The 26,921-nt window shown below is 56.6% G+C and carries 32 protein-coding genes, 1 tRNA gene, 1 pseudogene and 1 riboswitch; of the genes and pseudogenes, 20 read left to right on the plus strand and 14 right to left on the minus strand.

All coding sequences use genetic code 11. The annotated features are described in order from the left end of the window. Positions 1-86: 86 nt before the first annotated feature. Positions 87-488: a universal stress protein gene (locus tag RXV90_RS08685; protein ID WP_316648173.1), complete on the plus strand. Its 402-nt coding sequence runs from the start codon at positions 87-89 to the stop codon at positions 486-488. 41 nt (positions 489-529) lie between these two features. Continuing rightward, positions 530-850 carry an antibiotic biosynthesis monooxygenase family protein gene (locus RXV90_RS08690; RefSeq protein ID WP_316648175.1) on the plus strand — a complete coding sequence of 107 codons (321 nt, stop codon included), beginning with the start codon at positions 530-532 and terminating at the stop codon, positions 848-850. A gap of 10 nt (positions 851-860) precedes the next feature. On the opposite strand, the gene RXV90_RS08695 is transcribed toward RXV90_RS08690, so the two are convergent. The 6 genes from RXV90_RS08695 to uvrB form a co-directional block, all read right to left on the minus strand. Continuing rightward, a complete protein-coding gene (locus tag RXV90_RS08695) occupies positions 861-1,550 on the minus strand; it encodes a hypothetical protein (RefSeq protein WP_316648177.1) in 690 nt (229 codons plus the stop codon). 75 nt (positions 1,551-1,625) lie between these two features. Further along, positions 1,626-2,060 (minus strand): hypothetical protein, encoded by a 435-nt coding sequence (locus RXV90_RS08700; protein ID WP_316648179.1) that lies wholly within the window; start codon positions 2,058-2,060, stop codon positions 1,626-1,628. Positions 2,061-2,101: 41 nt separating this feature from the next. Then, positions 2,102-2,491, minus strand: a complete 390-nt coding sequence (locus tag RXV90_RS08705; RefSeq protein WP_316648180.1) for a RidA family protein — start codon at positions 2,489-2,491, stop codon at positions 2,102-2,104. Between the two features lie 73 nt (positions 2,492-2,564). Further along, on the minus strand, positions 2,565-2,852 hold the full coding sequence (locus RXV90_RS08710; protein ID WP_316648181.1) for a hypothetical protein: 288 nt from the start codon (positions 2,850-2,852) through the stop codon (positions 2,565-2,567). A gap of 233 nt (positions 2,853-3,085) precedes the next feature. Then, positions 3,086-3,718 (minus strand): DUF4304 domain-containing protein, encoded by a 633-nt coding sequence (locus RXV90_RS08715; RefSeq protein WP_316648183.1) that lies wholly within the window; start codon positions 3,716-3,718, stop codon positions 3,086-3,088. Then, positions 3,715-5,883, minus strand: coding sequence for an excinuclease ABC subunit UvrB (uvrB, locus tag RXV90_RS08720; protein WP_316648185.1), 2,169 nt, complete (start codon positions 5,881-5,883; stop codon positions 3,715-3,717). The genes RXV90_RS08715 and uvrB overlap by 4 nt, the downstream gene beginning before the upstream one ends. 180 nt (positions 5,884-6,063) lie before the next feature. Here uvrB and RXV90_RS08725 point away from each other — a divergent pair, with 180 nt between their 5' ends. The 6 genes from RXV90_RS08725 to RXV90_RS08750 all read left to right on the plus strand — a co-directional run bounded on the left by RXV90_RS08725 (position 6,064) and on the right by RXV90_RS08750 (position 9,184). Further along, on the plus strand, positions 6,064-6,402 hold the full coding sequence (locus RXV90_RS08725; protein ID WP_316648186.1) for an ArsR/SmtB family transcription factor: 339 nt from the start codon (positions 6,064-6,066) through the stop codon (positions 6,400-6,402). Then, on the plus strand, positions 6,392-6,877 hold the full coding sequence (locus RXV90_RS08730) for an SRPBCC family protein (RefSeq protein ID WP_316648187.1): 486 nt from the start codon (positions 6,392-6,394) through the stop codon (positions 6,875-6,877). The genes RXV90_RS08725 and RXV90_RS08730 overlap by 11 nt, the downstream gene beginning before the upstream one ends. Before the next feature lie 82 nt (positions 6,878-6,959). Continuing rightward, positions 6,960-7,271: an ETC complex I subunit gene (locus tag RXV90_RS08735; RefSeq protein WP_316648189.1), complete on the plus strand. Its 312-nt coding sequence runs from the start codon at positions 6,960-6,962 to the stop codon at positions 7,269-7,271. Then, positions 7,259-7,729, plus strand: coding sequence for a GNAT family N-acetyltransferase (locus RXV90_RS08740; protein WP_316648191.1), 471 nt, complete (start codon positions 7,259-7,261; stop codon positions 7,727-7,729). The genes RXV90_RS08735 and RXV90_RS08740 overlap by 13 nt, the downstream gene beginning before the upstream one ends. Positions 7,730-7,778: 49 nt before the next feature. Beyond that, positions 7,779-7,855, plus strand: a tRNA-Arg gene (locus RXV90_RS08745). Positions 7,856-8,569: 714 nt separating this feature from the next. Next, positions 8,570-9,184 carry a GNAT family N-acetyltransferase gene (locus tag RXV90_RS08750; RefSeq protein WP_316648192.1) on the plus strand — a complete coding sequence of 205 codons (615 nt, stop codon included), beginning with the start codon at positions 8,570-8,572 and terminating at the stop codon, positions 9,182-9,184. A gap of 221 nt (positions 9,185-9,405) precedes the next feature. On the opposite strand, the gene RXV90_RS08755 is transcribed toward RXV90_RS08750, so the two are convergent. Next, positions 9,406-9,906, minus strand: coding sequence for a GNAT family N-acetyltransferase (locus RXV90_RS08755; RefSeq protein WP_316648194.1), 501 nt, complete (start codon positions 9,904-9,906; stop codon positions 9,406-9,408). 926 nt (positions 9,907-10,832) lie between these two features. Here RXV90_RS08755 and RXV90_RS08760 point away from each other — a divergent pair. The 7 genes and pseudogenes from RXV90_RS08760 (at position 10,833) to RXV90_RS08790 (ending at position 16,280) form a co-directional block, all read left to right on the plus strand. Further along, on the plus strand, positions 10,833-11,234 hold the full coding sequence (locus RXV90_RS08760; protein WP_316648195.1) for a c-type cytochrome: 402 nt from the start codon (positions 10,833-10,835) through the stop codon (positions 11,232-11,234). Between the two features lie 36 nt (positions 11,235-11,270). Then, positions 11,271-11,705: a hypothetical protein gene (locus tag RXV90_RS08765; protein WP_316648196.1), complete on the plus strand. Its 435-nt coding sequence runs from the start codon at positions 11,271-11,273 to the stop codon at positions 11,703-11,705. Positions 11,706-11,889: 184 nt separating this feature from the next. Then, positions 11,890-12,645, plus strand: a complete 756-nt coding sequence (locus RXV90_RS08770; RefSeq protein ID WP_316648198.1) for a CREC-EF hand family protein — start codon at positions 11,890-11,892, stop codon at positions 12,643-12,645. A gap of 6 nt (positions 12,646-12,651) precedes the next feature. Continuing rightward, positions 12,652-13,254 (plus strand): hypothetical protein, encoded by a 603-nt coding sequence (locus RXV90_RS08775; protein ID WP_316648200.1) that lies wholly within the window; start codon positions 12,652-12,654, stop codon positions 13,252-13,254. Between the two features lie 315 nt (positions 13,255-13,569). After that, a pseudogene (locus tag RXV90_RS08780) lies at positions 13,570-13,689 on the plus strand (IS5/IS1182 family transposase); the annotation flags it as partial. Positions 13,690-13,812: 123 nt separating this feature from the next. Beyond that, on the plus strand, positions 13,813-15,063 hold the full coding sequence (locus RXV90_RS08785) for a hypothetical protein (RefSeq protein WP_316648202.1): 1,251 nt from the start codon (positions 13,813-13,815) through the stop codon (positions 15,061-15,063). 992 nt (positions 15,064-16,055) lie between these two features. Beyond that, positions 16,056-16,280 carry a hypothetical protein gene (locus tag RXV90_RS08790; RefSeq protein ID WP_316648203.1) on the plus strand — a complete coding sequence of 75 codons (225 nt, stop codon included), beginning with the start codon at positions 16,056-16,058 and terminating at the stop codon, positions 16,278-16,280. A 224-nt stretch (positions 16,281-16,504) separates the two neighbouring features. Here RXV90_RS08790 and RXV90_RS08795 read toward each other — a convergent pair whose 3' ends face one another. The 3 genes from RXV90_RS08795 to RXV90_RS08805 form a co-directional block, all read right to left on the minus strand. After that, positions 16,505-18,895 (minus strand): DNA polymerase, encoded by a 2,391-nt coding sequence (locus tag RXV90_RS08795; RefSeq protein WP_316648204.1) that lies wholly within the window; start codon positions 18,893-18,895, stop codon positions 16,505-16,507. Positions 18,896-18,905: 10 nt separating this feature from the next. After that, positions 18,906-19,169, minus strand: coding sequence for a hypothetical protein (locus RXV90_RS08800; protein WP_316648205.1), 264 nt, complete (start codon positions 19,167-19,169; stop codon positions 18,906-18,908). A 90-nt stretch (positions 19,170-19,259) separates the two neighbouring features. Continuing rightward, a complete protein-coding gene (locus RXV90_RS08805) occupies positions 19,260-19,685 on the minus strand; it encodes a hypothetical protein (RefSeq protein WP_316648206.1) in 426 nt (141 codons plus the stop codon). Positions 19,686-19,758: 73 nt separating this feature from the next. On the opposite strand from RXV90_RS08805, the gene RXV90_RS08810 reads away from it, so the two are divergent. Both RXV90_RS08810 and RXV90_RS08815 read left to right on the plus strand, forming a co-directional pair. Then, the gene (locus tag RXV90_RS08810; protein ID WP_316648208.1) at positions 19,759-20,046 is read left to right on the plus strand and encodes a hypothetical protein; all 288 of its coding nucleotides are present in this window, start codon (positions 19,759-19,761) and stop codon (positions 20,044-20,046) included. 141 nt (positions 20,047-20,187) lie between these two features. Then, positions 20,188-21,372: an ankyrin repeat domain-containing protein gene (locus tag RXV90_RS08815; RefSeq protein WP_316648210.1), complete on the plus strand. Its 1,185-nt coding sequence runs from the start codon at positions 20,188-20,190 to the stop codon at positions 21,370-21,372. Positions 21,373-21,645: 273 nt separating this feature from the next. On the opposite strand, the gene RXV90_RS08820 is transcribed toward RXV90_RS08815, so the two are convergent. After that, positions 21,646-23,010 carry a tyrosine-type recombinase/integrase gene (locus RXV90_RS08820; RefSeq protein WP_316648212.1) on the minus strand — a complete coding sequence of 455 codons (1,365 nt, stop codon included), beginning with the start codon at positions 23,008-23,010 and terminating at the stop codon, positions 21,646-21,648. A gap of 461 nt (positions 23,011-23,471) precedes the next feature. On the opposite strand from RXV90_RS08820, the gene RXV90_RS08825 reads away from it, so the two are divergent. Continuing rightward, on the plus strand, positions 23,472-23,609 hold the full coding sequence (locus tag RXV90_RS08825) for a hypothetical protein (RefSeq protein WP_316648213.1): 138 nt from the start codon (positions 23,472-23,474) through the stop codon (positions 23,607-23,609). 5 nt (positions 23,610-23,614) lie between these two features. Here RXV90_RS08825 and RXV90_RS08830 read toward each other — a convergent pair whose 3' ends face one another. After that, complete coding sequence (locus RXV90_RS08830; RefSeq protein ID WP_316648214.1) at positions 23,615-24,124, minus strand: terminase small subunit; 510 nt, start codon at positions 24,122-24,124, stop codon at positions 23,615-23,617. Between the two features lie 267 nt (positions 24,125-24,391). Here RXV90_RS08830 and RXV90_RS08835 point away from each other — a divergent pair, with 267 nt between their 5' ends. Together RXV90_RS08835 and RXV90_RS08840 are read left to right on the plus strand one after the other, a co-directional pair. After that, positions 24,392-24,814, plus strand: a complete 423-nt coding sequence (locus RXV90_RS08835; protein ID WP_316648215.1) for a GFA family protein — start codon at positions 24,392-24,394, stop codon at positions 24,812-24,814. Positions 24,815-25,202: 388 nt separating this feature from the next. Next, the gene (locus tag RXV90_RS08840; RefSeq protein WP_316648216.1) at positions 25,203-25,523 is read left to right on the plus strand and encodes a hypothetical protein; all 321 of its coding nucleotides are present in this window, start codon (positions 25,203-25,205) and stop codon (positions 25,521-25,523) included. Positions 25,524-25,741: 218 nt separating this feature from the next. Here RXV90_RS08840 and RXV90_RS08845 read toward each other — a convergent pair whose 3' ends face one another. Then, a complete protein-coding gene (locus RXV90_RS08845) occupies positions 25,742-26,083 on the minus strand; it encodes a hypothetical protein (RefSeq protein ID WP_316648217.1) in 342 nt (113 codons plus the stop codon). A 44-nt stretch (positions 26,084-26,127) separates the two neighbouring features. Continuing rightward, positions 26,128-26,231: riboswitch (SAM-I-IV-variant riboswitch) on the minus strand. Positions 26,232-26,577: 346 nt separating this feature from the next. After that, positions 26,578-26,805 (minus strand): CRISPR-associated endonuclease Cas2, encoded by a 228-nt coding sequence (gene cas2 / locus RXV90_RS08850; protein ID WP_316648228.1) that lies wholly within the window; start codon positions 26,803-26,805, stop codon positions 26,578-26,580. Between the last annotated feature and the right edge of the window lie 116 nt (positions 26,806-26,921).

The raw sequence follows: 26,921 nt of genomic DNA on the forward strand, positions 1-26,921 counted from the left end.
CTACCTGTGCCTGTGATATGATGCAGGTCAAGGTGCGGTCCGCGCCATTGCGCGATGATCCGACCGGAAGAAACGGAGGAAACGCGATGTATAACAATGTTCTCGTCCCCGTGGCGCTCGATCACGCGCCGACGGCGGAAGCGGCGCTCAAGGTGGCGCGACTGCTTGCCGGGACGGATGGCAAGATCAGTGCCCTGACAGTTGTGGAAGGCATTCCGCCCATGGTGGCGAACGAATTGCCCGCCGGGATGCTGGAGCACCAGCGCGAGGCAACGATGGAAGCGCTGAAGGATCATGTGGGCGGTGATATCGAGGCCCATGTGGTCACCGGCCACGCCGCACGAACGATCCTCGATTTCGCCGAACGGATCGAGGCGGATTGCATCGTCATCGCCTCTCACGACCCGGGCATTCAGGATTATTTCCTGGGGTCGACGGCGGCCCGCGTGGTGCGTCACGCCCATTGCGCCGTGCACGTGGTGCGCTAGGCCCAACCGTGGCATGATGGGCGGCAAAGGGAGGAATGCCGATGCCGCGTATCGTGTCCGGAGCCGAATTGCAGACCGTCATCACGACTTTCGAGATGACGCCGGGAACCTGTCAGGATCTTCTGGATGAACTGGCCGATGCCTACTCGAGCTTCATCTCGAAGCAACCCGGGTTCATCGCCGCCGCACTTCACGTGAACGACGCTCAGACGCGAATCGCGAATTACAGTCAGTGGGCGCGGCGGGAGGATTTTCTCGCCATGCTCCGCACCGAGGAGATGCGGGAAAGAAACCGCAGGTTGTCGAGCCTTTGCCGGAGTTTCGAGCCGGTGATGTACGACGTGGTGGAAAGCTTCGACTGAATGCCGGGGCTCAGAATTCGCTCCAGAGCCCGATCTTCAGCCCCGTGACGTCGGAATTGTGAACACCGGCGATCACGCTGGCTTCGATCCTCAGGCGTTCCGTCAGCCGCCGCACGGCCGAGGCCTGTAACCGCATGGTCGTAGGCGCACCGGGATAGTCGTCGGCCTGGAACTGGCCGAAGATCATCCAGTCCTGCGAGGGCCTGAGGCCGATCGTGATATCGCCCTTCACCACCTCTTCGCCGCTCGCCCGTTCCCTGTACTGCAGGTCGAACGCCGCCCAGCCATCGCCCATCCGCGTCGAAAAGCCCCGGCCCGCGTGAAAGCCCATGGCAAGCACAGTCTCGCGCGCCGTTCGGGTGACGCGCTGCCCGGCCCCAAGGGAAAACGCCAGTTGCCGCCGGTCGTCTGACCCGGTGAGCGTGCGGCGCAGGAAAACAAGCGTCGTCTGGTCGTCGGTGGCCGTTACCACATCGAACACCAGCGTCGTGCGCTCCGTCAGCCCGTATTCGCCATAGAGCGACGTTGTGGAACGTTCGGCATAGCGCCCCGTGCCGTTCGGATCGTTGATCACCTCGCGAGAGGTCGAGACGAAGATGCTGCCTTCCTCCCGCGCCCAGGGTCCGGCCGCCGCGGGCAGGGTGACGCAGGCCGCAAGAATGGCGAGGAGTGGCAGGACAGGTGAAACGACAGGCAGCATCGCCCTAACAGGCGCTTAACTGGTTAACCAATGCTTAAGGGCGGCCCCGGAAAATGCAGGAAATGGGGCGGGGCCTCAGGACAGGCGCGCCGTGGCGCAGCCCCGGAACCGCTCGACCTCGGGGGCGGCGCCCGCAAGCGATACCGTCACCCCGCTGTCCAGCACCAGCGCCGTCACCCGGCTGTTGTACTGCAACCCGTTCAAAACGTTCCCGAACCCGCTGTCATGGACAGAGAGCGTGCGGCCATCCTCCGACAGCCGGTGCCGGTCGGTCGAGATCGACAGCGCCCGCCCGCCTTCGAAGATCATCGCGAAAACGGGGGAGGCCGGCCAGGGCGCATCCCGCCGCACGTGGATCGCATATTCCGGAACCGCCGGGTCATAGGTGACGTCGACCGCCACGCCGCCCTCGTCGTGGGACAGGCGGCACAGGGTGTCCTGCGTGAACTCCCAGGCCGCGGCGGGGCTGGCAAGGCCCAGAAGGGCAAGCGCTGCGAGGTATCGTTGCATGATCGGAGATATAGCCGCCGGTCGCGCCCCGGCCAGCCCCCTCAGGGGCGCCGCGCCACGCAATCCACCTCCACCAGCGCACCCACCGCCAGCGCCGTCACCCCGATCGTGGTGCGCGCGGGCCGCCGGTCCTCTGGGAAATAGGCCTGGTAGGTGGCGTTGAAGGCGCCGTAGTCGCGCTCGAACTGGGTGAGATAGGCCCTGCACTGCACGACATGCGACAGATCGAGCCCCATCTCGCCCAGGACCAGCGCGAGGTTGTCCATCACCCGCCGCGTCTGCGCCTCGATCCCCTCCGGCAGGGGCGCATCGGGGGCGTCGGGATCGGTCGGCATCTGGCCGGTGAGGATCACCCAGCCATCGGCCTCGACGGCATGGGAAAACGGCGCAACCGGGCGGGGGCCGTTCGTGAAGAGGTGGAAGTCGGGCATGGCATGGGCTCCCCGGGGCTGTTCGCGCCCCGAGGGTAACCCATTGATCTGCGGCTGACTATCGCGTGTCGCGTCAGCTTCCGCCGTCCGTGCCGGGGGGCAGGGCCACGGCAAGCCGGTGAAGCGCATCGATCGATTTCCACCCGTTGTCGCCATCGCTCGTATAGACGATGTGAACCCGGTCGCCCGCGCCGAGATCGGCAGGCACCATAAGGTCCGAGGGCAGGGTCCAGACCGTCATGTCGGCCATGACGAGCACGTGATCCTTGCGGTCGAAGGCGAGGACATGGCCTTCGGTTTCATCGGCGAAGGCAGGGGCGGCAACCGTGACAAGACAGGCCGCGACGAGAAGGGTCCGCATATGTGCGATTCCTTGGGGAGGATGGCGCTCTTGGCGCGACCTCCGCGCCTTGCAGCCGCCGGGCGGAGCCTCACGCCCGGATGGCGGGGAAGTGGGGTGGCGGAGGGGGCGTTGCAAGGGGGGAGGGGAGAAATATCTCCGCGCCGCGAATGCATGTCAGGAGCGGTTGCTCGAAGCAGCACACAATCCCCTGAACCAACGCGCTCAGGGGCGCATCGTTTGCGACTGACCGCTTACAGGATCGCCTGCGAACGCGCCCATTGGGCGACGTGGGCCGCGTGGTCGGAATGCTCGCCCTCGGCTTTCTTTAGATACCCGGCGATTTCTCTGCCTGCGGCCTCGGTCTGCGCGGCCCGCATCAGGATGCACGTTTTCAGTATCCCAAGTGGTGGTTCGAAAAAGAACATGCTCTTGAGGTATCGATTCGGCGGCTCCGGTTCACCGGTCGCTGCCAGGATATCGTCTCTCGACCGGTATCTCGAGAGTGTGCGAAGGCCCTCATCAATTCCCCGCAGCACGTCGCTCAGCACGTCGCCCGTCACAGCGATTGGCCAGGCGTGATGGTAATTCACCGGACTGTTTGGACCGAGAGACAGGCGGATGCAGCAATCCGCGTCGATTACCCAGTCCTTTGGCACGCGATTACCGTCATAGAGAGACTTCTCGGGAACATGCACGCCGAAATGCAGGTGAAAGCTGCCATGACCGATGCTGTAGGCCCCGATTTGGAGGAAACTAATCTGGTGCGTGATCCCGTCTTCGAAGCGGCGGTTGAAAGAGTTCCTCCGCTTCCTGAACCCAGCTTCCCTCAATAACGGCGCGAAGTGCGCGGCAATGGCTTTCATCTCTGGCCCGTAGGAGATCATCCCTTCCGCCGCCGCTTCACATTCCCCCCGCGCTGCCCCGCGCGCCCCGCCGTACTCCGCCCCTTCGACTTCACCGCAGCCTCGGACGCCGCCTCCACCGCCGACTGCCGCGCCAGCGGGTCGTCGGCAACAGCCAGGTCCACCGCCTCCAGCCGCTTGATCTCGTCGCGCAGCCGCGCGGCCTCTTCGAATTCGAGGTTCTCGGCCGCCTTCCGCATATCCGTCCTCAGCCCCTCCAGCACGGTCTCCAGATTGCCGCCCACGCGCTCGACCGTTGCCGTCACCCGGTTCATGTCGACATCGCCCTGGTAAAGGCCCGCCAGCACGTCCTCGACATTCTTCTTCACCGTCTCCGGCGTGATCCCGTGCTCCTCGTTATAGGCGATCTGCTTTTCCCGCCGCCGTTCCGTCTCGCGCAACGCGCGCTCCATCGAGCCCGTCACACGGTCGGCATACATGATCACCCGGCCATCGGCGTTCCGCGCCGCCCGCCCGATCGTCTGGATCAGCGAGGTTTCCGACCGCAGGAACCCTTCCTTGTCGGCATCGAGAATCGCCACCAGCCCGCATTCGGGGATATCCAGCCCCTCGCGCAAGAGGTTGATGCCCACGAGCACGTCGAATGCCCCCAGCCGCAGGTCGCGCAGGATCTCGATCCGCTCCAGCGTGTCGATGTCCGAATGCATGTAGCGCACCTTGATGCCCTGTTCATGCAGGTATTCGGTCAGGTCCTCCGCCATCCGCTTCGTCAGCGTGGTGACAAGCGTGCGGTATCCCTTCGCGGTGACTTTCCGCACCTCGTCCAGCAGGTCGTCCACCTGCATCTCGACCGGCCGGATCTCCACCACCGGGTCGAGAAGCCCGGTGGGCCGGATCACCTGTTCGGTGAAGACGCCGCCGGTCTGTTCCAGTTCCCACGCCGCCGGGGTGGCCGAGACGAACACCGATTGCGGCCGCATCGCGTCCCATTCCTCGAACTTCAGGGGCCGGTTGTCGGTGCAGGACGGCAGGCGGAACCCGTGCTCCGCCAGCGTGAACTTCCGCCGATAGTCTCCCCGGTACATGCCGCCGATCTGCGGCACGCTCACATGGCTTTCATCGGCGAAGACGATGGCGGTGTCGGGAATGAACTCGAAAAGGGTAGGGGGCGGCTCCCCGGGCGCACGGCCCGTCAGATAGCGCGAATAGTTCTCGATCCCGTTGCACGATCCCGTGGCCTCCAGCATCTCGAGATCGAAATTCGTGCGCTGTTCCAGCCGCTGCGCTTCCAGAAGCTTGCCCTCGCCCACAAGCTGATCCAGCCGCTGCCGCAACTCCACCTTGATCCCCTTGATCGCCTGCTGAAGCGTGGGCCGAGGCGTCACGTAATGCGAATTGGCATAGATCCGGATCCGCTCGAACGTATCGGTCTTCTCGCCGGTCAGCGGATCGAACTCGGTGATCGCCTCCAGCTCCTCGCCGAAGAACGACATGCGCCAGGCCCGATCTTCGAGGTGCGCAGGCCAGATTTCCAGCACATCGCCCCGCACGCGGAAGCTGCCGCGCTGAAACGCCTGGTCGTTGCGGCGGTATTGCTGGGCCACCAGATCGGCCATGATCTGGCGCTGGTTGTACTCGCGCCCCGCGTGCAGATCCTGGGTCATCGCGCCATAGGTTTCGACCGAGCCGATGCCGTAGATGCACGACACCGACGCCACGATGATCACGTCGTCGCGTTCCAGAAGCGCCCGGGTGGCCGAATGGCGCATCCGGTCGATCTGTTCGTTGATCTGGCTTTCCTTCTCGATATAGGTGTCCGACCGCGGCACATAGGCCTCGGGCTGGTAGTAATCGTAGTAGCTGACGAAATACTCGACGGCGTTCTCCGGAAAGAACCCCTTGAATTCCCCGTATAATTGCGCGGCCAACGTCTTGTTGGGCGCAAGGATGATCGCCGGGCGCTGGGTTTCCTCGATCACCTTCGCCATGGTGTAGGTCTTGCCGGTGCCGGTGGCGCCCAGAAGCACCTGATCGCGCTCGCCGTCCGTCACGCCCGCGCTCAATTCCGCGATCGCCGTCGGTTGGTCGCCCGCGGGCTTGAACTCGGTATGCATGACGAAGCGCTTGCCGCCCTCGAGCTTCTCGCGCTCCCGCGGTGGGGGCGGTGCGGCATGGAGAACGGGCATGCTCTCTGGCGAGTTGTTGTGCATCGGCGTGGGCTCCGGCTGGGACACCTAGATTTGTTCTCTTTTCGTCCCGGGTTCAACCCACGCTCCTGACAGAAGCTGTCAGTTGGAGTGTCCCTTCGCCGTGGCACCTTTAATAAACCTCTTAATTAATTAACGCATCCGTTAAACACATGTCCCATGTCCGACGACCGCCAGCTCGACCGTCTCTTCTCCGCCCTCGCGCATCCCGCGCGGCGGGCGATTCTGGCGCGGCTTGCGGCGGGCGAGGCGACGGTGAGCGAACTCGCCGCGCCGCTCGACATGAGCCTGCCGGCCGTGTCGCGCCACATCCGCGTGCTGCGCGGAGCCGGGCTGATCACCAGCGGGCGGTCGGCGCAGTTCCGGCCCTGCCGGCTCGAGCCCCACGCGCTCGCGACCGTCGCGGCCTGGACAGACCAGTACCGCCACATCTGGCAGGCGCGGTTCGACGCCATGGAGGCGGTGATCAGGATATTGGGAGATGGCGATGACGGATGACAGCGGCGACTGGGTAAGGATCACCCGCAGCTTCGCGGCCCCGATCGAGACGGTCTGGCGCACGTGGACGGAACCTGCACTTTTCCGCCAGTGGTATGGCCCGAAGGGTTTCACGGTGCCCGTGGCGGAGATGGATCTTCGCGTCGGCGGAACACGCCGGATCTGCATGGAGATGCAGGCGCCCGACCGGGTGATGCGGATGTGGTTCACCGGGGTCTATACTGAGATCACGGCGCCCCGCCGCCTCGTCTACACCGAAGCGATGTGCGAGGAGGACGGCACCCTCATCGATCCGCAATCCATGGGGATGCCGGAGGGCACGCCAGCGTTCACCGAAGTCACAGTCGACCTCGCGGAGGCGGGCGAGGGGACTGAGATGACGATGATCCACAAGGGCGTGCCCGCCGGAAGCCCGGGCGAGGGCGGCTGGAACGCGGCCTTCGACAATCTCGCCGAGGCGCTCGCTGGCGGGTGAGGCGTAAGATGCCGCATGGCACTTGCGGCAGCGCCCCGCATTCGCGATAACGAAGCCGGTATCACGTCACCGAGGTCGCGCCATGCCCGCACGTATCTATCGCCCGTCGAAGACCGCCATGTCCTCCGGCACGGCCCGCACCCGGCACTGGGTGCTGGAATACGCCTCCGACACGGCACGCGAAGTCGATCCGCTGATGGGCTGGACAAGCAACGCCGATACCCAATCCCAGGTGCGCCTGCGCTTCGCCACGAAAGAGGCGGCGCTTGAATACGCCAAGGAACACGGGATCGAGGCCACGGTGGTCGACCCCAAGACGCGCAAGCCCAACGTCCGCCCCCGCGGCTATGGCGAGAATTTCGCGACCGACCGCCGGGGCGCGTGGACGCATTGAGCCCCGCGATCCATCCGGCCGCGCCGGATGCGCCTGAGCTTGGCGATCTCTTCCAGCGCCACCTGACGCTGATGCGGGCGTCAAGCCCGGCCTGCAGCGTTCACGCGATGGAACCGGGCGATCTCGCCGCCGCCGGCGTGCGCTTCTTCGTGATCCGCGAGGGCGATACGACCCTGGCCATGGGCGCGCTCAAACATATCGGCCCGGGCCACGCGGAACTGAAATCCATGCATGTGGTCGAAGAGGCGCGGGGGCGGGGCCTTGCCCGCATGCTCTTGTGCCATCTGGTCGAGGTGGCCCACGCCGAGGGCCTCGCGCGCCTCAGCCTCGAAACCGGGGTGCAGCCGGCCTTCGCCCCCGCCCGCGCGCTCTACCTCTCCGAAGGGTTCGAGGAATGCGAACCCTTCGAAGGCTACGCCCCCGACCCGAACAGCGTCTTCATGACCCGTCTGCTCTGACAGAAGAGTTGACAAGCCGTGCCTCCCTGCGGTCTGAACGGGCCCAAGCGGTCCCATAGCTCAACTGGATAGAGCAGCTGACTTCTAATCAGCAGGTTCGGGGTTCGAGTCCTCGTGGGATCGCCAGTTTTTTCAGAAAGTTAAGGCGATTCTTACTTGCCGCGGGATTAACGTGGTAGACACATGGTAGACATCCGGCGTCATTTCACGCTGTTTGCTGTGCATGAGCGTCAGTTGACCGTCTAACTGGACCTTGCATCTTTAAATTGTTCCTATAGCTTATAAATCAACCTCGGATTGTATACTCATGTGAATGACATCAATGCGATACACGGCAAATCATTGTGCGAAGATGGGGGTTGGCTCGCTCATTCCTAAAGGGGGGGGGCGTGGGCCACCGGGGGGGTATCCGGATGTATGAACATGGCCGCGAACACAGAAGTAGATTTTTTGATTTGTAGCCTTGGGTACTTCAGCCGCCGATCGGTTGCATCGTAGTCTCAATGATGCCGCAGCCACTTTACATGAAATGAGCAGAAGCGATCCTTCACGCTTACCATCTCACCCCGAAGCAATCGAATGACTGCTTTTCTCGACAGACCAGTCACCTGACCGTTTTGCTCAGATGTCTCTTCGGAGCCCGAAGCGGTCTACTTACTGAGGACACAGAGATCACGATCTAACGCAAATCCCACGTGCGTCCTTAGGGTGATGTGCTCTTTCAATATCGGCGCGTGGTGAACGCCTGCGCATAGCTGATCGCCGCGAAACCTAAAGAGACTGATCTTGGGCGGTAACCGTGTAATACTGTCGCCTACACTTCCTGAAAGGAGCTCGTTGATGCTTTTGAACAGTGAAGGAGAACTCCCAATACGTGCAGTAGAGGCACACGAAGCGGATCGCTTCGCGGCGACTTTGGCACTTGCAATGAGCTCAGACCCGCCGGTTCGTTGGGGTGCACCCGATGCGCGAAATTATCTTGATATGTGGCTTGCTCTGATACCAGCGTTTGCTGGAAGCAACTCAATCGCGCTGGGTTGTGCGCATGTCGTAGGTGATTTTCTTGGCGCTACTTGTTGGCTGCCCCCTGGTGAAAAGCCAAACGACGATGCCGGTTGGACCGTTCTAACCAAACACTGTGATAATACGCGTCTTGAAAGGGTCGCAGCTGTGTTTGAGGAGATGGGAAAGCATCATCCGAGCGAGCCTCATTGGTATCTCTGGCTTATCGGAGTGGATCCTGCATTCCATGGACATGGTCTGGGCTCCAAACTAATGGAGCGAGGCATAGCCGCGAGTAATAGTGATGGTGCGCCTTGCTACCTGGAGGCGACAACGCAAAAGGTTGTACCTCTCTATGAGCGGTTTGGGTTCGAGGTCATCGACGAGATTATCGTCCATGATTGCCCGCCGCTATATCCAATGGTCAGATATTCAAAGCTCGGAGAGGTTTAGCTTTTCGCGAGCTGATGGCTCCTACTTCCGCGACTCGGACATCGAGCGGAATCCAGCGAAGGTCTGCTGTCGGCAGAAGCGGTCGTTCCCGCCCAAAACACCGCTTCGAGTGCCGTGAGTGACCGGTTAGCGCAGCACAGCAGTCATCTGACTCAATCCCTCAGATGTCTCAAGAGAGCCCGGAGCCAACGTCCTTCAAGCGCAGACGACGCGCTGAATTCTCATTCTGGGTGCCGCCAGACAGGCGATCCATCCGGACGGCGCTTCGCGGTTTCATCAATTGTACATCCAAGCCGTTCAGCGAGACGAATGGACCGCACGTTCTCTTCCTTGATGTATGAGGCCATGCGCCGCCAGCCAAAGGTCTCTGCTGACCATCGGCGGGCTGCGATGACTGCTTCGGACGCGTAGCCTTTCCCTTCAAAAGAAGCGTCCCAAATCTGCCATCCAAGTTCTGGTTCCGGCCAGTCCGGAGGAAAGTGCGGGCCTGCTACACCTATCGCTCGATCCTCTCCCCGTCGAAGAACTATCGCCTGCGGCGCGAAACCTTTGAGCTGTTGATGTCCGATAAAATAAGCGAAGCTCCTCCACGCATCGGCAACGTTATTTGTTCCCATCGACAGCCTGGCACGCTCGCTAAGCGAGTAGTCGCGAAACACCTCCCAATCTATCGGTGCAATCGGGCGTAGAAGTACGCGCTCAGACTCCGCAACAAAGCTCATGACCCTTTGCCCCCTGTAAAGCGGTCATGATCCATTCGATTCTTCAATGAAGCAAGCTTCGCAACGGTGACATACCGTGACCGGCCGCTTCGTCCATGAAGCATGATGCAGGCATCAGGGCAAAATCGCAGAGCGACAGCTTCGAGCCCGAAGCAGAGCGAAACAAGGCCCCCACCTCACCTTGTCGCCAAACTCCACTCAACTCCGCACGCCCCGCCAAGTTCCGATGCACCCGTTCTCGGCAATATAGGTTCCGTTCCACCCTCCGGCTGAAAAGACACCGTGGAAATCACCAACATCACGACCATTCCAGAGAAAATCGCCGAGTACCGAATTGCCGGTAACCTTGGCGCCACCGTGTGTAATCGTCTGTCCCGCGGAATTCACGACAGACCCTGAGATTTTTAGCGAAGAAGAAACTTTCATACTTCCTGAACCGCTGAGGCAGTCATCACCATATCTACCAGTAGTCGAGGAATGCGAATAGCTGATCTCCCACTGCCCAATCATTTGATCGGCTGCAACGGAAGTAGGGGATGCGCAGCCTGTGATCAGAAGTATGACCGTGGTCCTTTTGGCAAGATCCCGAATTCTAGAATGCCACCTACAGTTTTTGCTCATGCGCCTTGGCCTTTTCGGCTTGGTATTCCTGTTCAAAAAGTCTAGCCGGACAGACAAGAGCGGCCATCCCAGTGAGGATTATTTTGCTTTGCAATTACTTTCAATTGATCCGTGTCAATGTGAACCTGCATTAGGCGACTAGTCTAAATTGCACAAGTTTAGACGGCTGTTGCTGCTGATCTGTTGCGAGAGTCACAAATGGTGCAACCCTTATTGGGTGCCTGATCTGAAGCGATGAGATGGTTATCCGTTCACTGCGGTGACTCTGACAGCAAACGTTTCGAGAAGTGGAGGAGGACGTCCTGATGCGGTTGTTTGTTGCCTTGGTTCTCCCTGTTGTTTCGAGTTTTCTGGGCGCGCAAGCCCTCGCAGATGAAGTTGGCCGATCGGAGTACCTCGCAGCCTGCGCCGGATGTCATGGTCGGTCGGCTGAGGGCAACGGCTCGATGTCGCAGAATCTCAATATCAATGCGCCAAACCTGACTAACCTTGCACTGCGCAATGGTGGAGTATTTCCGTTTGAGCGCACTCTTCGCTTGATCGATGGACGAGACGAAGTTCGATTGCACGGCAGTCCCATGCCGATTTGGGGTGAACGATTCTTTGCAGTTGCATCTGAGTCGGAAGACGCGAGGGACGCAGAGATAGAGACCCGCGGCCGTCTTCTGTCTCTCGTCTACTATTTGGAGTCGGTTCAGAAAAAGTGAGTCGGGTGACCTGTTGAATAGCTCTGGAGAAGCACGATGCTTGGAAGACTTCTTATCATGTCCGTTGCAGCTTTGATGGCATTTACTTTTACCGCTAGTTCGTCTTCTGAAAAGATCACTCGACAGATTCCAGTTACGGAAGACTTTATTGAAGGTAGAATTGGATCAACCGAAGGTGGGAATTCATTCAAGTATCGGGTCTACGTATTGCCTGTAAACGGAGTCTTGGAATTCTGCGGGGTTCTTGCTTTTGGCCCAGGCACTTATGAGAGAGATTTTAAGCGCTTCTTGCGCGACAGCGGATTCAGGATCAATGGCAAGGTTGTTCTCAAAGACCTGACTTATTGGAACGTCGCCAAGAGAGGAGAGCTTGATCGATCCGTTGCGAATTGCCAGAGTACGGGTGTTAGTGCCAACACAAAAGTAACGAGCCTCAGCATGGCATGGTCTAAGCGTCGATATCGTATGTAGTTAAAGAGCATCGAGCTTAACAAGTGCCTGGGTTGTCCTACTAACCGGTTGTTCGGCTGCTTCGATCAGACTGCTGCTCAAAGCCTTATTCTGGCGTCGAAAAATTGGCGCACTGGGCCAGGTCATCTCTGGTACCATCCATTCTCGTTAGAGAATTACGACGTCGATTGTTCAGGGGGGTGATATGTACTGGTGGGCTACTGTTCTAGCATTGGCGGCAGCGAACGTATCGAGCATCGCTGTTGCCACGGACATTCGAGGCCAAGGCTCGGGGCTTTCAATGTACAAAGCACGGAAGTTAGCAGAGGTCCTCCCCTATAGTGTTGCCCGGCGCGTGCAGACCTATCAGGTTATGCGTAGGCTCGGTCAGCTAAACCATAACCCACTATTCTCTGAACCGATAAAGGAAATCGAGTCAGAGACATTCCCAGGAATGAAACGATTGGTTCTTATCGATACAGATAATGACGCTGTCGGAGACTACTTTGTTTATAAAGCGGATGAAGGACCAGACGAATTATATGGTGCCATGTTCCCATTGGTTGAGGGTGGTCCTCCAGCTTGGATTGTGTTTCCGGTTGGTCCCGTATTGGACGATGAAAAGGAGTTGCTGTTTCTTTTTTTACATTGGGTCGATCAAAATTCCGACGGGAGAGCTGATCTCACAATCTTTGAGGATGTCGATCTAGACCAGTCCGGTTGGCCTGAGTCTGGTATGTCTGCATGGCTGGCCGACGACGATTTTGATGGTCTAGTAGATACCGCGATGCATTGCGCCAAAGCAGAGTGCTCCGAGATCAAACCTGTAGATGGTGTGTTCGATCTAAAGCTCAGGTTTAATCCAGGAGGAGGGAGGTTCGTAAACGGACAGGAGTTCGCGAACACTGGCTTTCTGGAGTTGCTTTTTCGTGATCTTCGCCTTGCGATGGAAATGGAGTGAGCAACGATGCGCGCCATCCTCCTCGCTGCCTTGTTTACAGTTCTTGCCCATCAGACGGCCGCGGAAGAGCTCTGGGAAAAGCTAGAAACCTTCATCATTGATCGGTTCGAGATTTCACTTCCGTCCGGGCCGGCTTGGAATCCTCGATCGGGAAATCAATGGTATAATTTATCCCGGAGAATCCGAACTCAAGACGGGGATTTCTTTTTATGGATCGGCTTCGAGGTAAACTACTACCCTGCGAACCGTTATGACTGGACTGCCGCCGAAATTGCGCGAGACGTGCGCGATGTTGAGGCCCTAAAATTGCTGGAGGAGGAGGCCAAAACCGGAAATCAACTTGCGGTCCTAGAGTACAAACAGGGCTTGCACGCGGGTCAGATCGCCTACAGCTTACTTTGGGCGCACCGCGTCTACATAGAGTCGCTCGAGCGAAACGTACCTGCCTACCAAGAGCTATACGTCTTCCTGCCTGCAGATCATTATGTTGACCTACGGTATATGGCTATCTATTTTGGGGCGTATTGCGTTTCGAGCTGCAAACACAAATTCCCATCAGTAAACCTGCTCCATCCAGTATTGGAAACCGTTAAGATTTCTGATCATTAGGCAATTTCTAATCCAACTGTGTTTGTGTATCGGTAAGTCAACGCAGTTAAGCGCAGGCAACCGTCACAAGCTCCCTGGCGTCCATAGATTACAAGCCAAGTCTTGCTCCCTTTTATAGAAAACCCTCACAGGGACCTTTGTTTCAGCGTTCACTGCGCTGCAATGATCGCTTCAGCTTTCTGAACAGGCGATAGACCTGCTGAATCGTCCGCCGGTTTCGTATGGCAAGGCCGCAATTGTTGGGGTCTTTGGGGTTCTGTTGCACAAATCGCGTGTGGGATTCATCTCGTGAATCCAGGGTGGTAGCTGGGATGCATGAGCAGACCGACACCACCGACCTACAGGACCAAGAACTGGCCTGCCTACAACGAAGCGCTCAAGCGCCGGGGCTCGCTGACGATCTGGTTCGACCCCGAGATGAGCTGGGAGTGCGCCTATTGCGTCTATCCTTACCGAGGCAAGAACTAAGGCGCGCTATTCGGTTGACGCAAATCAACGAAAGAAAACTGTATTCCTGAAAGCGTCTTAGTATCCTTGCTCACTAGGAAGGTGAGAGAGATGCAAGCAGTAGCGGACACCACTCGTCTCGTACAAGACGGGATCATCACCGGCGAGCAGGCAGCGACAATAGAGGCTAGGGCGCGGCAGACGATGGTGAGCCTCGCTATCAACGCCGTTCTGTGCCTCGGCATTATCGCTGCAACCGGTGGCTTCATCGCATGGCTGGGAACGCCTGCGTCTGTCGCAATGACCGGGCTGCTCTTCTTGGGAATGGGCGCCTTGATCCTAGCCTACGGCAGCGAATTGTTCCGTATGTTCGGAAATGCCTCGGCGCTTATCGGTGCGGGCATGTTGATCGGCGGCGGCAGCCTTGAGCTTATGGAGAAGTACGAGGACATAGCGGGTGGCGTTATGACTGCGGTAGGTTTCGCCATCGCCTCCGTTGCTGCGTGGCTGCTCAAATCTGACCGGGTTTCAGCGCGTTTCGTGTCCGGCTCGGTCATGCTGATGGGGCTTGCCATGCACTTGGTCGGCATCGCATTTCTCCTGAAACAAGCAGAAACAACCGGCGCACTGATCACAGTATTTTTCCTGTACACGACGGCGTTTGTTGTCGCGGCGGGCTGGTTAACCGATGTCCGGCTGGTCACCGCGCTTGCCATCGCCCCGTTTGCCCAAGCTCTGGATACCAGCACCTCCTACTTTGACGCGGCTTACGTCTTCTACTCGCCCGAGTCGACGCTCTCGATCATTCAGATGGCGGCGCTGATCGCTGGTTGCCTCTGGATTGCGGCGAACCGGCCCGAACGGATGGCAAGGCATGCCCGAGTCCTTTTTGTCATGGCCTTTGTGGTTGCAAATCTGTGTGCGTTGGTCGGATCACTGTTTGGAGATTGGGTCGGCGAAACCATCTGGGGGCCTGGGTACACTTGGGATCCCACGGCGTCGCACGAAGAAGGACAGCTCGCCTGGAAAGAATTCCTGGAAGCTCAAGACACTTGGCGCGAAACAGCGTTTTTCTTGTCCTCCGATCTCTACGCGGTTCTTTGGGCGGTAACGCTTGTTGCCCTCATTTTTTGGGCTGCGCACAAATCCCAGCGAGGGCTCTTTAATGCGTCGGTCACCTTCGCTGGAATTCACGCGTACACGCAGTTCTTCGAGAGCTATCACGAAGAGCCACTTGCCTATGTGATTGGCGGGATCACGGCGATCCCTCTTGCGTGGGGCATATGGAGACTGGACCATTGGATCGTGGCAAGACGTGATCTGACGCTGCCCGAAGACCATCAGAGAGAGCGATCGGCGTAGTTTAGAGCGGCGAGCTAGAGCTGGCGCATTCGCTATCCCCGACACGAAATCCTGATCAAGCTACACCTTCCGCCTTGCGCACGAAACAATCGCTCAGAAGGGTGTTTGCAACGGGCAGGTTTGTCCGCACACCGGTCATAGCCTAGATTTGTGTGAACGTCCGGATTTGGTAGAAGTTGTCATTCGCGTGGGTCGAGGCAGGGACGTTGGAGAGAAGGGTGGCAATGGTCCGGAGTTGGCTGATCTTAACAGGTGTTCTAGCCGTGATGGCCGGTTGCAGCCTGGACGACGGACATCATACGCCACGTGAGGACACTCCGGAGCCCGGTATCACTATCTCCGGCACAGCCGTCATGGGCGTAGCTGGCGGTTCAAACAAGTCTACGCGGGTGGTGTCAGGAGTGAAGGACCTAGAGTTGACCGTTGGGGTAGAGTTGGACGGCTGACTTACTCGTCAGATCATTGCTCCCTTAGCCCGCGAATGTACCTGCAACGCTCTTACGTACGTACGCGTGATTGTCAGGCAAAACGAATTTCGTTCAAGACTTGAAGGTTCTGCCTCTCCTCGTCAGCTCTGAAGCAAGATCAATTATAGTGATGACGGAGGTAGAGGGTGGTCACATGGGACGACGTTGTTCGAGCTTATGTCGAGTGGCAGCTGGAAGAGAGACGGGCGGTCGGGGACTGGAGCCATCAGGAGTGCCTTAGGCAGAGGCGCAAGTACCATGAGGTGCGGAATCGGTGGCTACTGCAAGAGGGCGAGATACCTGAAAGTCTGTTCGTCTAGGCTAGTCACCCATTCCCTCCTCGTATGCTGCTGAGAACTTGAACTTTTTCGCTGATGCATTCGAGAGTTCACGCTGGATGCTCTTCCCAACACCAGCGATTTGTTGCCGAGGTTTCACATAGCGAAGGTATCCCCTTCGTGAGACTCAGGCCGCTGTAGTAAGATCAAGGAGGGGTATTTCCACTCATCAAAGATTGGAGATTCTATGTCTGCTCTGAACACCAAAAATCCGACACCTTTGCGCGACAATAGGTATCCACAGACACATCGAGCCTCGAACTACAGCCGCTATTTTGAGGCTGGCCGTGATGCGGCGGTCATCGGCGACAACGATGCGCAAGCTGCGCACGGACTTGTGCCAGAAACACCAGAAGAACGCCAAGCATGGGATGCGGGTCGCGCCTCGATTGGTCTGAACACGTTGATGTAGAGGACGCAGTGCCCGTCGGTCGGGTCGCCGGATAGAGCTATGGGCAATCGGGAGCGGGCGGTGGAGTGCAACCGTCTCAGTAATCACTCAGGCGCCACGGGGGGTGGTGAAGTACGATATCCTTGATCATGTCGTACATTGCTCATTACATAATACATTGATAAACAATAAAAGTAGTGAAGGTGTAACTTTTCCATATGGGAGCCAGAGCCTTTAAGTTACACCTACACCTCGCCCCGCCATCCGTATTCATCTTCCAGCTTCGCGATCAAGTCCTGAACCGCTTTGTCGTTTTCCTTAGACCAATCATGGACGTCCGACTTGGATCTCTTGGCATTCTTTACGTCATTGATACTGGTTGGGTACCCAATGCTTGTAAGCCAATCGGCGAGCTCCTCGTATGTGCCCCGCTTTATGCTTTTCTTGTCATGTGCAAAGTCCTTCAGAAATTGCCGTTTGCACTGATCAACGAGAGCACCTTTGCCAGTGATGGCTCCCGAAGCTCTTAACACAGCCCGTTTCCTGAACTCCTCCCAAGCGTTCCAGTCATCCTCAGTCACTAAGCAATTGTTCTTTCTCCAACTATCAAATCGCTCACGGGAATCCTTGAAGTCTTCTATTTTCCTATGGGGCTTAGACTTTAGGGAAATGTGTTCATAATCGTTGCCACTGATGACTTTACCAACTTTGATCATTTCTGGTGTGTGCAATTCCCTCTTCCAGTCGAACTCAAGGCTTATTTTCTTCCATCGCTCCTCCATCAGAAGGTCCGAATCCTTGAGATGCATCTCCCTCATCGATGTCAGCTGACGTGTGAGCACTTCTGTCTTTGGGGTGCGCAGAAGGAAAAGCTCAAGCAACCAGTTGTTTTCTAGGATATCCTTATCGTCAGGTTTATCCTCTGTTGCCTCTTTAGGGATGGAAACGCCAGCCTTGGCTTTAAGGGCTGGCAACGCACTGTCGAGAACGCCGATCGTCAATTGGCCTCGGGTCTTCATGCACATGACCTGCGGAACCACGTGTTTAACCTCAATAATATCACGTTTCCCAGTAAGTCGCTTAGCTTGACCGGCAAAGAACGTGCAGAGAGGACCGCTCAAATCCATATCTTTTGCCACTGCATTTGTGATGAAGCCGTCGGTGGTGGCGCTGATTGCTTCTTTGCCCTCCGGAATGCGGGTAAGGAGTTCGCCAAGCGTGGCACGAACAATTGAGGTTATGTAGGCGGCAAGAAAAGGCTGCGTTATTTTGGAAGGCGGTAGAGGTTTTGAGTCATTGCTGCGACTATCGAATACTCGTTTCTCCTGAAGTCCTTGAGCCACCTTGCCGTACAGGCTATTTCCGATTTCCTTCCACGCGCGCTCAAAGATGGAACCCTTCTTGTGGTCCTTGCGCTTGGACCGAACCATCTTGCTGAATAATTCAAATGGGCGGGTCTTATCTGCCCACGGAACGATGAACCCAGACTGGATTTTTAACTTCGCACCTAGGGACCTCGCGAGCTCTATTTCTGGAGAGCCGCAATTAGACTCACCTTCCAACGGGAAGATAAGTCCGTTGTCCGTGCGGATGGGTAAGCATGGATAGAGGCAATCATCGGGGAACTTGAACTTGACCCTGGCCAGTGCCAGTCGGTTCTTTCTGAAGTCCTTGACCTTCTTGGTGTGGTATAGCTTCTCCCAATCTGGGGTGCGAATTGCCGCCATCGCAGTGGAATACGCACCTGAGATATCGATGTCGGTCCAAAAATCGAAATGTGAGGGCCCAAAGCAAAATGCCTCGTTGCGACCGCCGTGGTAGCATTCAGTGGCAAGAGCCTCATTCTCATGAACCTTGGCAAGTGAGACAAGCTTTTTCTGTGTATGATACCGTCCGTTTATGAACTTCTTTTCTTTGACAGTCTCTTTACCAAGGACCGCATCTGATGAGATGCCGTTTGCATCCCACAAATCGAAGAGGAGATTGTTGGCGATAGAGCCCAGTGTGAGTGGGACCATAAAGCCTTGCCCCTGTTCATCTGAGAACTCAGCAAGCTTCCACGCAAACTCAGCCGCTATCTCAGCATCTCGGATGGCATATTGTTCAAATAACACAGAATCATCTTGTAGGAGCTTGTCCATTGAGGACTTGTAGGCAGAGTTTATCTCGATTTTTGGAAGACCCAGAAGGTCACCCAGAGCAGAAAGAGAGGAGCCGCCTGGGGAGATCGTCAGTGTGTCTCGGCAGTGTACATCTATGAGATGCTTGTTGCGGCTACTATCGTAGATCGAGCGTTTGAGTGGCCCTGCAAGAGACGCATAGGTTCCTCTTAGGGCATCCAGACTGCGAGATAGCTTCTTGTAATCCTTGAAGCTGGCAAAATCTGCTCTACTGAAGTGTGCGCAAGCGTAAACCTCATTAGGCCAAGTTCTGTCTAGCACGCCATCGTCCCGCGCTGCCATGATGGCCCTGGCAATAAGCTGATCGAATGTAAGTTTATCTTTATCCTTCTCTGAGGATGTATAGACGATCCCTTTGGATAACCCTTTTTCGGTTTTGACCGCGTACTGGTAGCTAAGGACCGCATTACGCTCTCCCCGCTTCACATACTCGCTATCAAATCCAATGATGATCATGGAGCCTTCATCAATGCACCCGCCGGGCACTCCCATTTCCTTCACCGCCCTCAGCTTCGTCTGCCATCCTCATACCCTCTTCCACCATGCTCAGGATATCTGGAGCTGAAACCCCAGCACTGGTGAGGCTGGCGACCATCTCGACGATGAAGCGGTCAGTCAGGCAATCAACACAAATATTCTGTTCCAGCGCCCGATTCCGCAGTGCCGGCAGCTCATTTTCAACGAAGTCTTCGAAGGCAGGGTCGCCATCATGCAGTTGTTTGTCTGCCACGTGTTTTTCCTTTTGCTCAAGCAACCGGATGAAGCCTGCTTTCCCTTAGACGCTGTCAGCTTGCAAAACATGGCAACTGTTTGGTTGCTGTCAGTTCTGCTTACCCTTGTAGGGAGCATCCTGTGCCTTCCAGAGCGCTGCTTTCTCCTTGGCCTTTTCTACTTCGGCATCCGATAGGTTGTGCTTGGACTTGATATCAGGGGACATGCGGTAGAGCGGCGTGTCGTCCTCAAGGATATAGCTCGGTCGCCTCGGCTTCTTCGGCTTGGCTTCTGCCTTGGTCTTGGTGGCACTGGATGAGCTACCTTTAACTTGCTTCCTCAGATCATTTGCCAGCTTCTCCACGGCTTCAAGTACATCTTCCGCCACATCGTGGAAATTTGCCTTCTGCGCCTTCTTAACGAAGTCCTGAAACTTAGGTTTGACCTCTTTGATCAACTCATCAACATCGCCCTTCGCCTTGGTTCGAGCTTCTTCGAATATCTCCGACCAGTCTCTTTCCTTGTTCTTTGCCATTAGTTTCTCCCTTGTGCTGTAGGTTCAGGCTAGGGGTAGCTTCGCCTGCATTCAATGGTACCTTCGTGGTGCCGTGTTTGCTGAATGTCTTGAGATGGCCGAAGAAGAGCCGGAACTCACCTACTCTGATCACTGTGGTAGCTACCTCGTTGACGGGGAGCGGGTCGAGGTCTTGATCTACAAGCTCGAAAGTGATGCCGGATGGGTGCTGGAGGTGGTGAACGGCAATGGCACATCCACCGTATGGGATCAGCCATTCATCTCGGACGGTATGGCATGGCGTGAGTTTGCAAAGACAGTCGAAGACGAGGGCATCCGGGCGTTCTGGGATGAGGAAGACCCCAGGGGACGGCTGCAGTGAGGGGCTGAAGAGGGCTCATGTCCCGATCAAGGATTAGGATCTTTGCGGACGACTTTGACGGACATCAAGAGACCAAGTGATTCTGCGATTACAATCGCAAAATAGCAATCCTTAGGGGACCGAGAACGGGATCAACAAGAAATGGAAGCCTATCGATATTCACCCCTTTCCGGATTTCTCATGGGGGCGGTTACGATCTTCCTCTGGGCCGTTGTTTGGTTCTTTGGGGCTGCCATCGGAGGGGGGCCACCTCAAACTGCTGGAGCGGCAATAGGAGCCGTGATCGGTCTGACACTGATTTCCACTGGGATGAGTTTTTTGTGCGCCTGGATGGTACTTCGTTTGTTTGGTTTGGGATGGTCTGCACTTATCGCAATCTCAAGCCTTGTCTTGACAGCGGTGATCGCAGGCACTGAGGGTTGGGCATTTATACTTTTGATCTTCTTCGTCTTTTTGTTCCCAGCACTTGGTTCAGTGGATCAAATCCTCTTGGCTAAGAAGCTGAACAAGAACGAAGGGCTGCTTGGGGGAAGAAATCTCACTGCCGCAATAATCGTTTATTTAGCCGCGCTGTCGGCTCTACTGGCATTCACGCGACCGGCAACGTTTACCGACCTGCATTCACTTACCTACTTTTCCACTTCGAAGCTCAATCTAACGGCAATTTCACGCGCGATTTCAGCAGGCGACGATGTCAATGCGCGCACTAGTGGCTATTATGGGGGGGGAACTGCACTTCACTTTGCTGCCAAGCGCGATAGCCCAGAATTGATTAAGATGCTACTTGATGCAGGTGCTGACGTCTCATTGCGTGATGACCTGGGAAACACTGCACTGCACGTGGCCGCAAAATACAGCAGGTCGGTAGATGTTGTCCGCGAGTTATTGAATGCCGGCTCAGATATCCATGCGCGCAGCAATACAGGCTCTACTCCACTGCTTGCAGCCGCTTCACGCCCCGGGGGTTTTGAAGAGAACCACGCGGAGGTAGTGATACTATTGATTGCGGCGGGTGCTGACGCGAGAACGAAGAGCGATCTTGGGGATACGCCTCTCTATCGTGCTGCCAGTGCGAAGGACTCGCGCGTGTTATCTGCGATCTTGGAGGCCGGTGCGGATGTGAATGCTGTGAGCGATTGGAATGGAGAAGCTCCTCTACATAAAGCGGCGAAGTATGGCGATCTAAGGAATATCAAGCTACTGATCGCTGCAGGCGCTGACTTGAACGCACGTGACGAGTCCGGGCGGACGCCACTTGACTTGGCTCGCTCCAGCGGAAGGGCCCCAGCTATCATCGATGCTCTTGGGCACGAAGTACTGGATTAGGAACCACCAGAGGTCAGCGGTTAAATGTCTGCCGTCGGCGCCGATCCGTCACTGTGAGTGGGGCAACGCAATTGAGGATAAAGGGCCTGTTAGGACGGGCGAGCCGGGCGACGGCGACCGATCGAGGCGTGGCGGTTCACCTCTTCAATCCGCGCACTCAAGTTCAGGCGAACTTATGAACTCCCAGCGTCTAAAGCTTAGAAGGGATCACTGGCGCTGAATCCAACAGCGCGGTTTCGGCGTAAGCCGTCGTTGACGCTGGGTATGGCTCACCTAATCACCATCGGGCGGAATAATCCTCGTCTCCCCTCGATTAGGGAACTTCGCTGGCTCCATCTGCTTTACGAGATTCTTCTGCTTCTTCTTCGGCATCGCTGAGAGGGCCTCATCCGCCGCCTTCTGTTGCTCCAACTCTTCCCTCAGCCCCGGCCAAGCGTACTCGAAGAAACCTTCAGACACTTTCTCGAACACCTGCCGCATGGCGTCGATCTGAGGGACAATATAGCCTTCAGTGACGTCTCCAGACTTATGGTTCAATGCTCTCTTGATCATGTCATGCGACACACCGAGCTTTGAAGCATGGGTTGCGAATGTCCTTCGAAGATCGTGCAAAGTGAACTGTAGTCCAGTTGCCTCACATATAGCTTTGAGCTGGCTCTTCGGCTCGGTCATGTGCTTTTCACCATCATAGCGGGATGGGAAGACATAAGGGCTTCTACGCTCTTCAATTGCAGCTTTTTGGGCCTTAAGCGTTGACATTGCTGACGTCGACAAGGGTACGAAGTGATCTCTGCCATTCTTCGTATCGTGCACGGTGAGGTAAGCTTTTTCCCAATCAATAGTGTCCCACGTGAGTTGAAGTGCTTCAGTCTTTCGCAGTCCGGTAAAGAGTAGCAGCTTTACGAAGTTGGCCCCCTGCTCGGTAATCCCATACTTCTTCATCTCCGCCTTGAGGTCAGATCGGTCTGCAGTAATCGACCGTCGCTCAAAGTACAGAAAATCTATAAGTCGATGTATGTCCTCGTCGGAGAGGTAGTGCTGCCTTCGCTGAGGGGTTCGCCTGAGACTCTTCTGCTTCAAGATTATACAGGGGTTCGCAGTGATTGTGTCGTCCGCCATTGCCCAGTTGCAGACGCCAGACAGAATTGCGAAGGCTTTGTTTGCAGTGCGTTCACCGCGCATGCCTAAAACCATGCGAAACTTCTTCTCAACATCTGCCTTGGTGATGGCCGCTATCGGTCTCTTGGCCCAGTCGGCGAACACCAGGCGGAAGCATCCTCTGTAGTCTCTCACCGTACTCGGCTTCCGCTCCTTTCCGGCCATGAATTCCTCAAACACCACCGAGAGGCTCCTGTTGGCGCGCATGGCCGCCTCTCGCTCTGCCTTTGGGTCTTTGCCCATTTGCATGTCCGCAAGGATTTTCGAAGCTTCTCTGCGCGCCTGATCGACTGAGAGTGCAGGATAAGTTCCTATTGTAATGCGCTTTGTTCCCGCGCCTTTAATCCGTCCTTCTGCGATGAAGCTCTTTCGTCCCCTTGGAGTGACCTTGAGGCCAAAGCCACGTGTTTGATCGTCTCTTAGAAAGTAATCCTTTGGCTCAGGCTTTGCGGCTTTGACGGAGCGCTCCGTAAGAGGCATGCTTTGCACCTAGTAGACATCAGTAGACGTAAAAAAATAGACAGATAGCAGACGACATGGCAAGTTATTGTCAATAATTAATGGCAAAAATGAGCTCAAGAAGCATGTCCCCCATAGCTCAACTGGATAGAGCAGCTGACTTCTAATCAGCAGGTTCGGGGTTCGAGTCCTCGTGGGATCGCCAATGAAAACAATGACTTAAGTCGCATTCTCTGTTTTAGGCGTGGCATCCGGGTTGCAAGCGGGTGACAAAACCTCGCTCTTGCCCCGATTTTTAGCTTCCCGAAAAGGTCCTGCTGGCAGGCTTCCTAGCCGGTCCTCGGCTCACTGGCGCTGACACAAGCTGTCTGCATGCAATGCAAACTGGTCAGGGGTCGCTTCGCAGGCCTTTTCCTTGGGGCGACCTTCCCCGGTACCGACCACTTCACGATCAGGTATAGTGCCTCCGCACGGAGAGGCAGATGGCACAGGAACAGCAGGAGACACAGAAGGTCTGGACCAAGGAAGACCTGAGGGCAGCCGGGATACCGGAGGGCCTGCGCCCAATCGCGACGTGGTGGGACACGCTGGCAGAGATGAAGGCGGATCTCAAGGAGTAGTCGGACTAGTCCTCTCGGCATCCTTTCACGGCACCGACCAGCTTCAGCTTCGCCATGCGCTCAGCAAGTTCGGCCTCCAACTCAGCGAGGGAGCGATCATCGTCCTTTGCTGGAGGTTTCTCGACGAACAGGCCTACTGTCTTTCCCAGAAGCTCTGCGGCCCGTAGACGGGTCGTCTCAGAGGCTCCTGAGGTCATCATCTTCTCAAGGTGGGCTGTGACCCTATAGGCCCTCATATGGGCCTGCAGGCGTTCCTCTTCCTGTCGTGCGGCCACGAGTTCGGCGATCCTCATCGCCACCTTCTCCTTCCGGCTTAGGCGATGGGCCTCTCGCCAGACCGACGGCTGAGACATGCCGGACGCGTCGTAGACCTCCCGATAGGCGGCACTGAAGTTCAGCCCGTCCGCGACGAGGTGTGCGAAGCGTTCCTGCTTCTCGGTCAGGCCAGCCCAGATGGGGGCCGAAACCTGATCATTTGCCGGGCCGAGTGTCCTAGGTTGGCTCTCCATTTCCATCCAACTATGTCAGTGTTGCTGACTTAGCTTAGCATACCCATCGCCGTTGCAGCACTGAGAAATCCACTCATTGAGATCAGGGCCTAAAGATCACCGCTTCTCGCCAGAATTGAATTGTACATGACACTCAGCGTAATCGAAGATGGCTAGTGACCGGTCTGCCGGGCAGAGCGGTCATCCGACTACTTTGCTCAGATGACTGCGTTGAGCCCACTTTGACAAATTCTGCGACCTGCACCAACGTCTGGATTGGAAGGAGGCAGAGAGATGAAAGAACTCCCCGATTTTTCGGGCAGGTGTCAGTGCGGCAACATAAGCTACACGGTATCTGCGGGCACCGGGAAGGCAAATGTCTGTTTCTGTGAGATGTGTAAACGGGCCACCGGCTCTCAGGTGCCGTCTTTTGTTAGCGTTCCGAGGGACAGAGTGACTTGGAAAGGGAGTCCTGCTGTGTTTGCATCTTCGGAGATCGCGACACGAGGCTTTTGTCCCACCTGCGGAACACCGCTGTACTACGCAGGCAATGGAAGCACGACATGGGGGCTGGCAGCGGGCACCGCAGACATAACAATTTCACCTGATGTAGTGTTTTATTACGAGCAACATCCCGAATGGCTTGCATCTCTCGATGCGCTGCCGAGGCCCGATTTCGAGGCTTCTGCCTGTAGTGGTGATAACGAAGGGACATGAGGGTCGCCGAACCTTCGTGATATGTCGTTCACTCGCGACTTCGAACCAGTACTCGTTCTTTAGCAAAAGTAGATTCGGCTGAGACGCGAGAGCGGTCATTCGACTGGTCATGGACAAAGTCCGCTCAGTCCGCGACTCGGACATCGAACGGAATTCGGCGAAGGTCTGCTGTCGGCAGAAGCGGTCGTTCCAGCCTTTCGCAGCGTTTCGATGACCCCGGATGACCGGTAAGTGCGGGATAATTCGCGGGGCGCGGTTCATATACTTGGGCGCGTAGAGGCCGCTGGAGGACTCTCAGAGTCGCGTTAGAATTTTCCGGCGCTCCCCCACCCGACAGCCCCGAAAGCGTCTGTGAGGCACCTCTCAGAGTCTCTGCGAGGCTTTGGCGATGTACGAGGATGCTTTCAAACAATTCATCATCGCAGTTAACGTCACGCCGAGACAGAGGCTAAAGGAACAGGCAATGACTATAGAAACTCTCGACCAACTCGATGTGGACCAATGGCTGCAATCTGTCGGCCATACAACTATGAGCGGAGCGCTTACGCTACTGCAGTTTCACGGGCAGGTGCCCGGCAATGTGGACATCGGCAGCCTGACGCTCGATCAGTACAAATTGGTCTTGGAGACAGCCAAAATGATGGCGCTGTCAGCTAGTGCTTACTCGAATAGCGATATCGCCGACTTGATTGGGGACCGTTATTCCTAGCAGCGCTAGTGGAGCGCATTGCAGCGCCTCTGAACAGGGCTGTGACACGGCGCTGAGCCTTGCTGTTGGCGTCGGCAGGGCTGGATCTGGTTTCCTGTTGACCTGCATCAAGGACACATGTCGCATACAAGCTGTATGATCTTAGCGTTCCCGAGCGCATCTATGTCCCGTGATGTGCGACTACCCCGACCTCTATCAGTGGTCGGGGTTTCCTTTTGCTAGCCCCCAATCAAGGGCGCCTCATCGATGCCTTGGGGCTGATAGAGATCCTCTTCTACGAACCAGCCCTCCTCGATCATCCGCCAGTGGTCAGGCTGCTGAAGGACCAGATGGGTGCCGGATCCGAACATCCGGTCGAGGGCTTCTTCCTTGATCAGCTTGCGTGGCTCTGGAGAGCCGTCGCTGAAGAGCACGAGGCGTCCGTCCTCTGCCTCCCTCCAATGAAGCGTACGCACTCTTGGCTCGGCTTTCAGGGGCTGGCGCGGGGCAGTGCTGGCTGTCTTGGGCAGGGCAAACGGACCGGTCGCTGTGGCTGCCATGAAGCGTCTACGGGTGATCATATCAGTCTCCTCTTCAGAGACCGGCAGAATGATCGCTCGTGGTTGATGAACCCCTTCGTTGCCGAACTGGCCACATCCCCTCGCGGGCGACCACCTTGCCGGGTTGGGCAGGTTGGTGGGGGCCAAGGCCCCGCTCTTGATGCTGTTTGGAAAGTACGCCCTCAGGCTGCCGATGGCAACGTTGGTGCCTGCCGAGGGGGGGGGCTGCAAGTCGCGGTTCAAATAAGATTCAGAGACAGGTCTTTGACGCAGAAAGTTGCGGCTGGACCTCGAATTCTGAACAGCTAAACTCGGTTCCAACGAGACGCAACAGGCCTCCGGGTTGCGGCTGGACCTCGAATTCTGAACAGCTAAACTTGCGCAAGAATATGGAGAAAGCTGCATGAGTTGCGGCTGGACCTCGAATTCTGAACAGCTAAACTTGATAGCCATCTATCCTATTGAGATAAAATAGGTTTAGAAAGGGCCGGGCGAGGTATATCGGAGAACTCTCATCAGAAAAGGGCAAGTTGTGCCGGATTCTTGCGGGCGGCTTTTCGTCCCTGATCCGAAAAATGAACAATATCACGATATTGCCTGTCGGTGAAGTTGAGGATCTGGATGTCACCTTTGTCGGGCAGATGTCGTTCGATCCGATTCACGCGAGTCTGGAAGGCTTCCTTGCCATTTACGAATCGCGCATAGACTGAAAATTGGCTGCGCTCGAACCCGTCGTCTAGCAGGAAGTTCCTAAAATCAGTTGCCGCCTTGCGCTGAGGCTTCTAAAGCATCCGGCCTTTAACCTGAGACATATCCGGCAGCCCTGAAGTAGTTCCAACACTCTTCGGGTGAGTATAGA

The sequence above is a fragment of the Ovoidimarina sediminis genome (assembly GCF_032586175.1).
Taxonomy (GTDB): Bacteria; Pseudomonadota; Alphaproteobacteria; order Rhodobacterales; family Rhodobacteraceae; genus Ovoidimarina; species Ovoidimarina sediminis.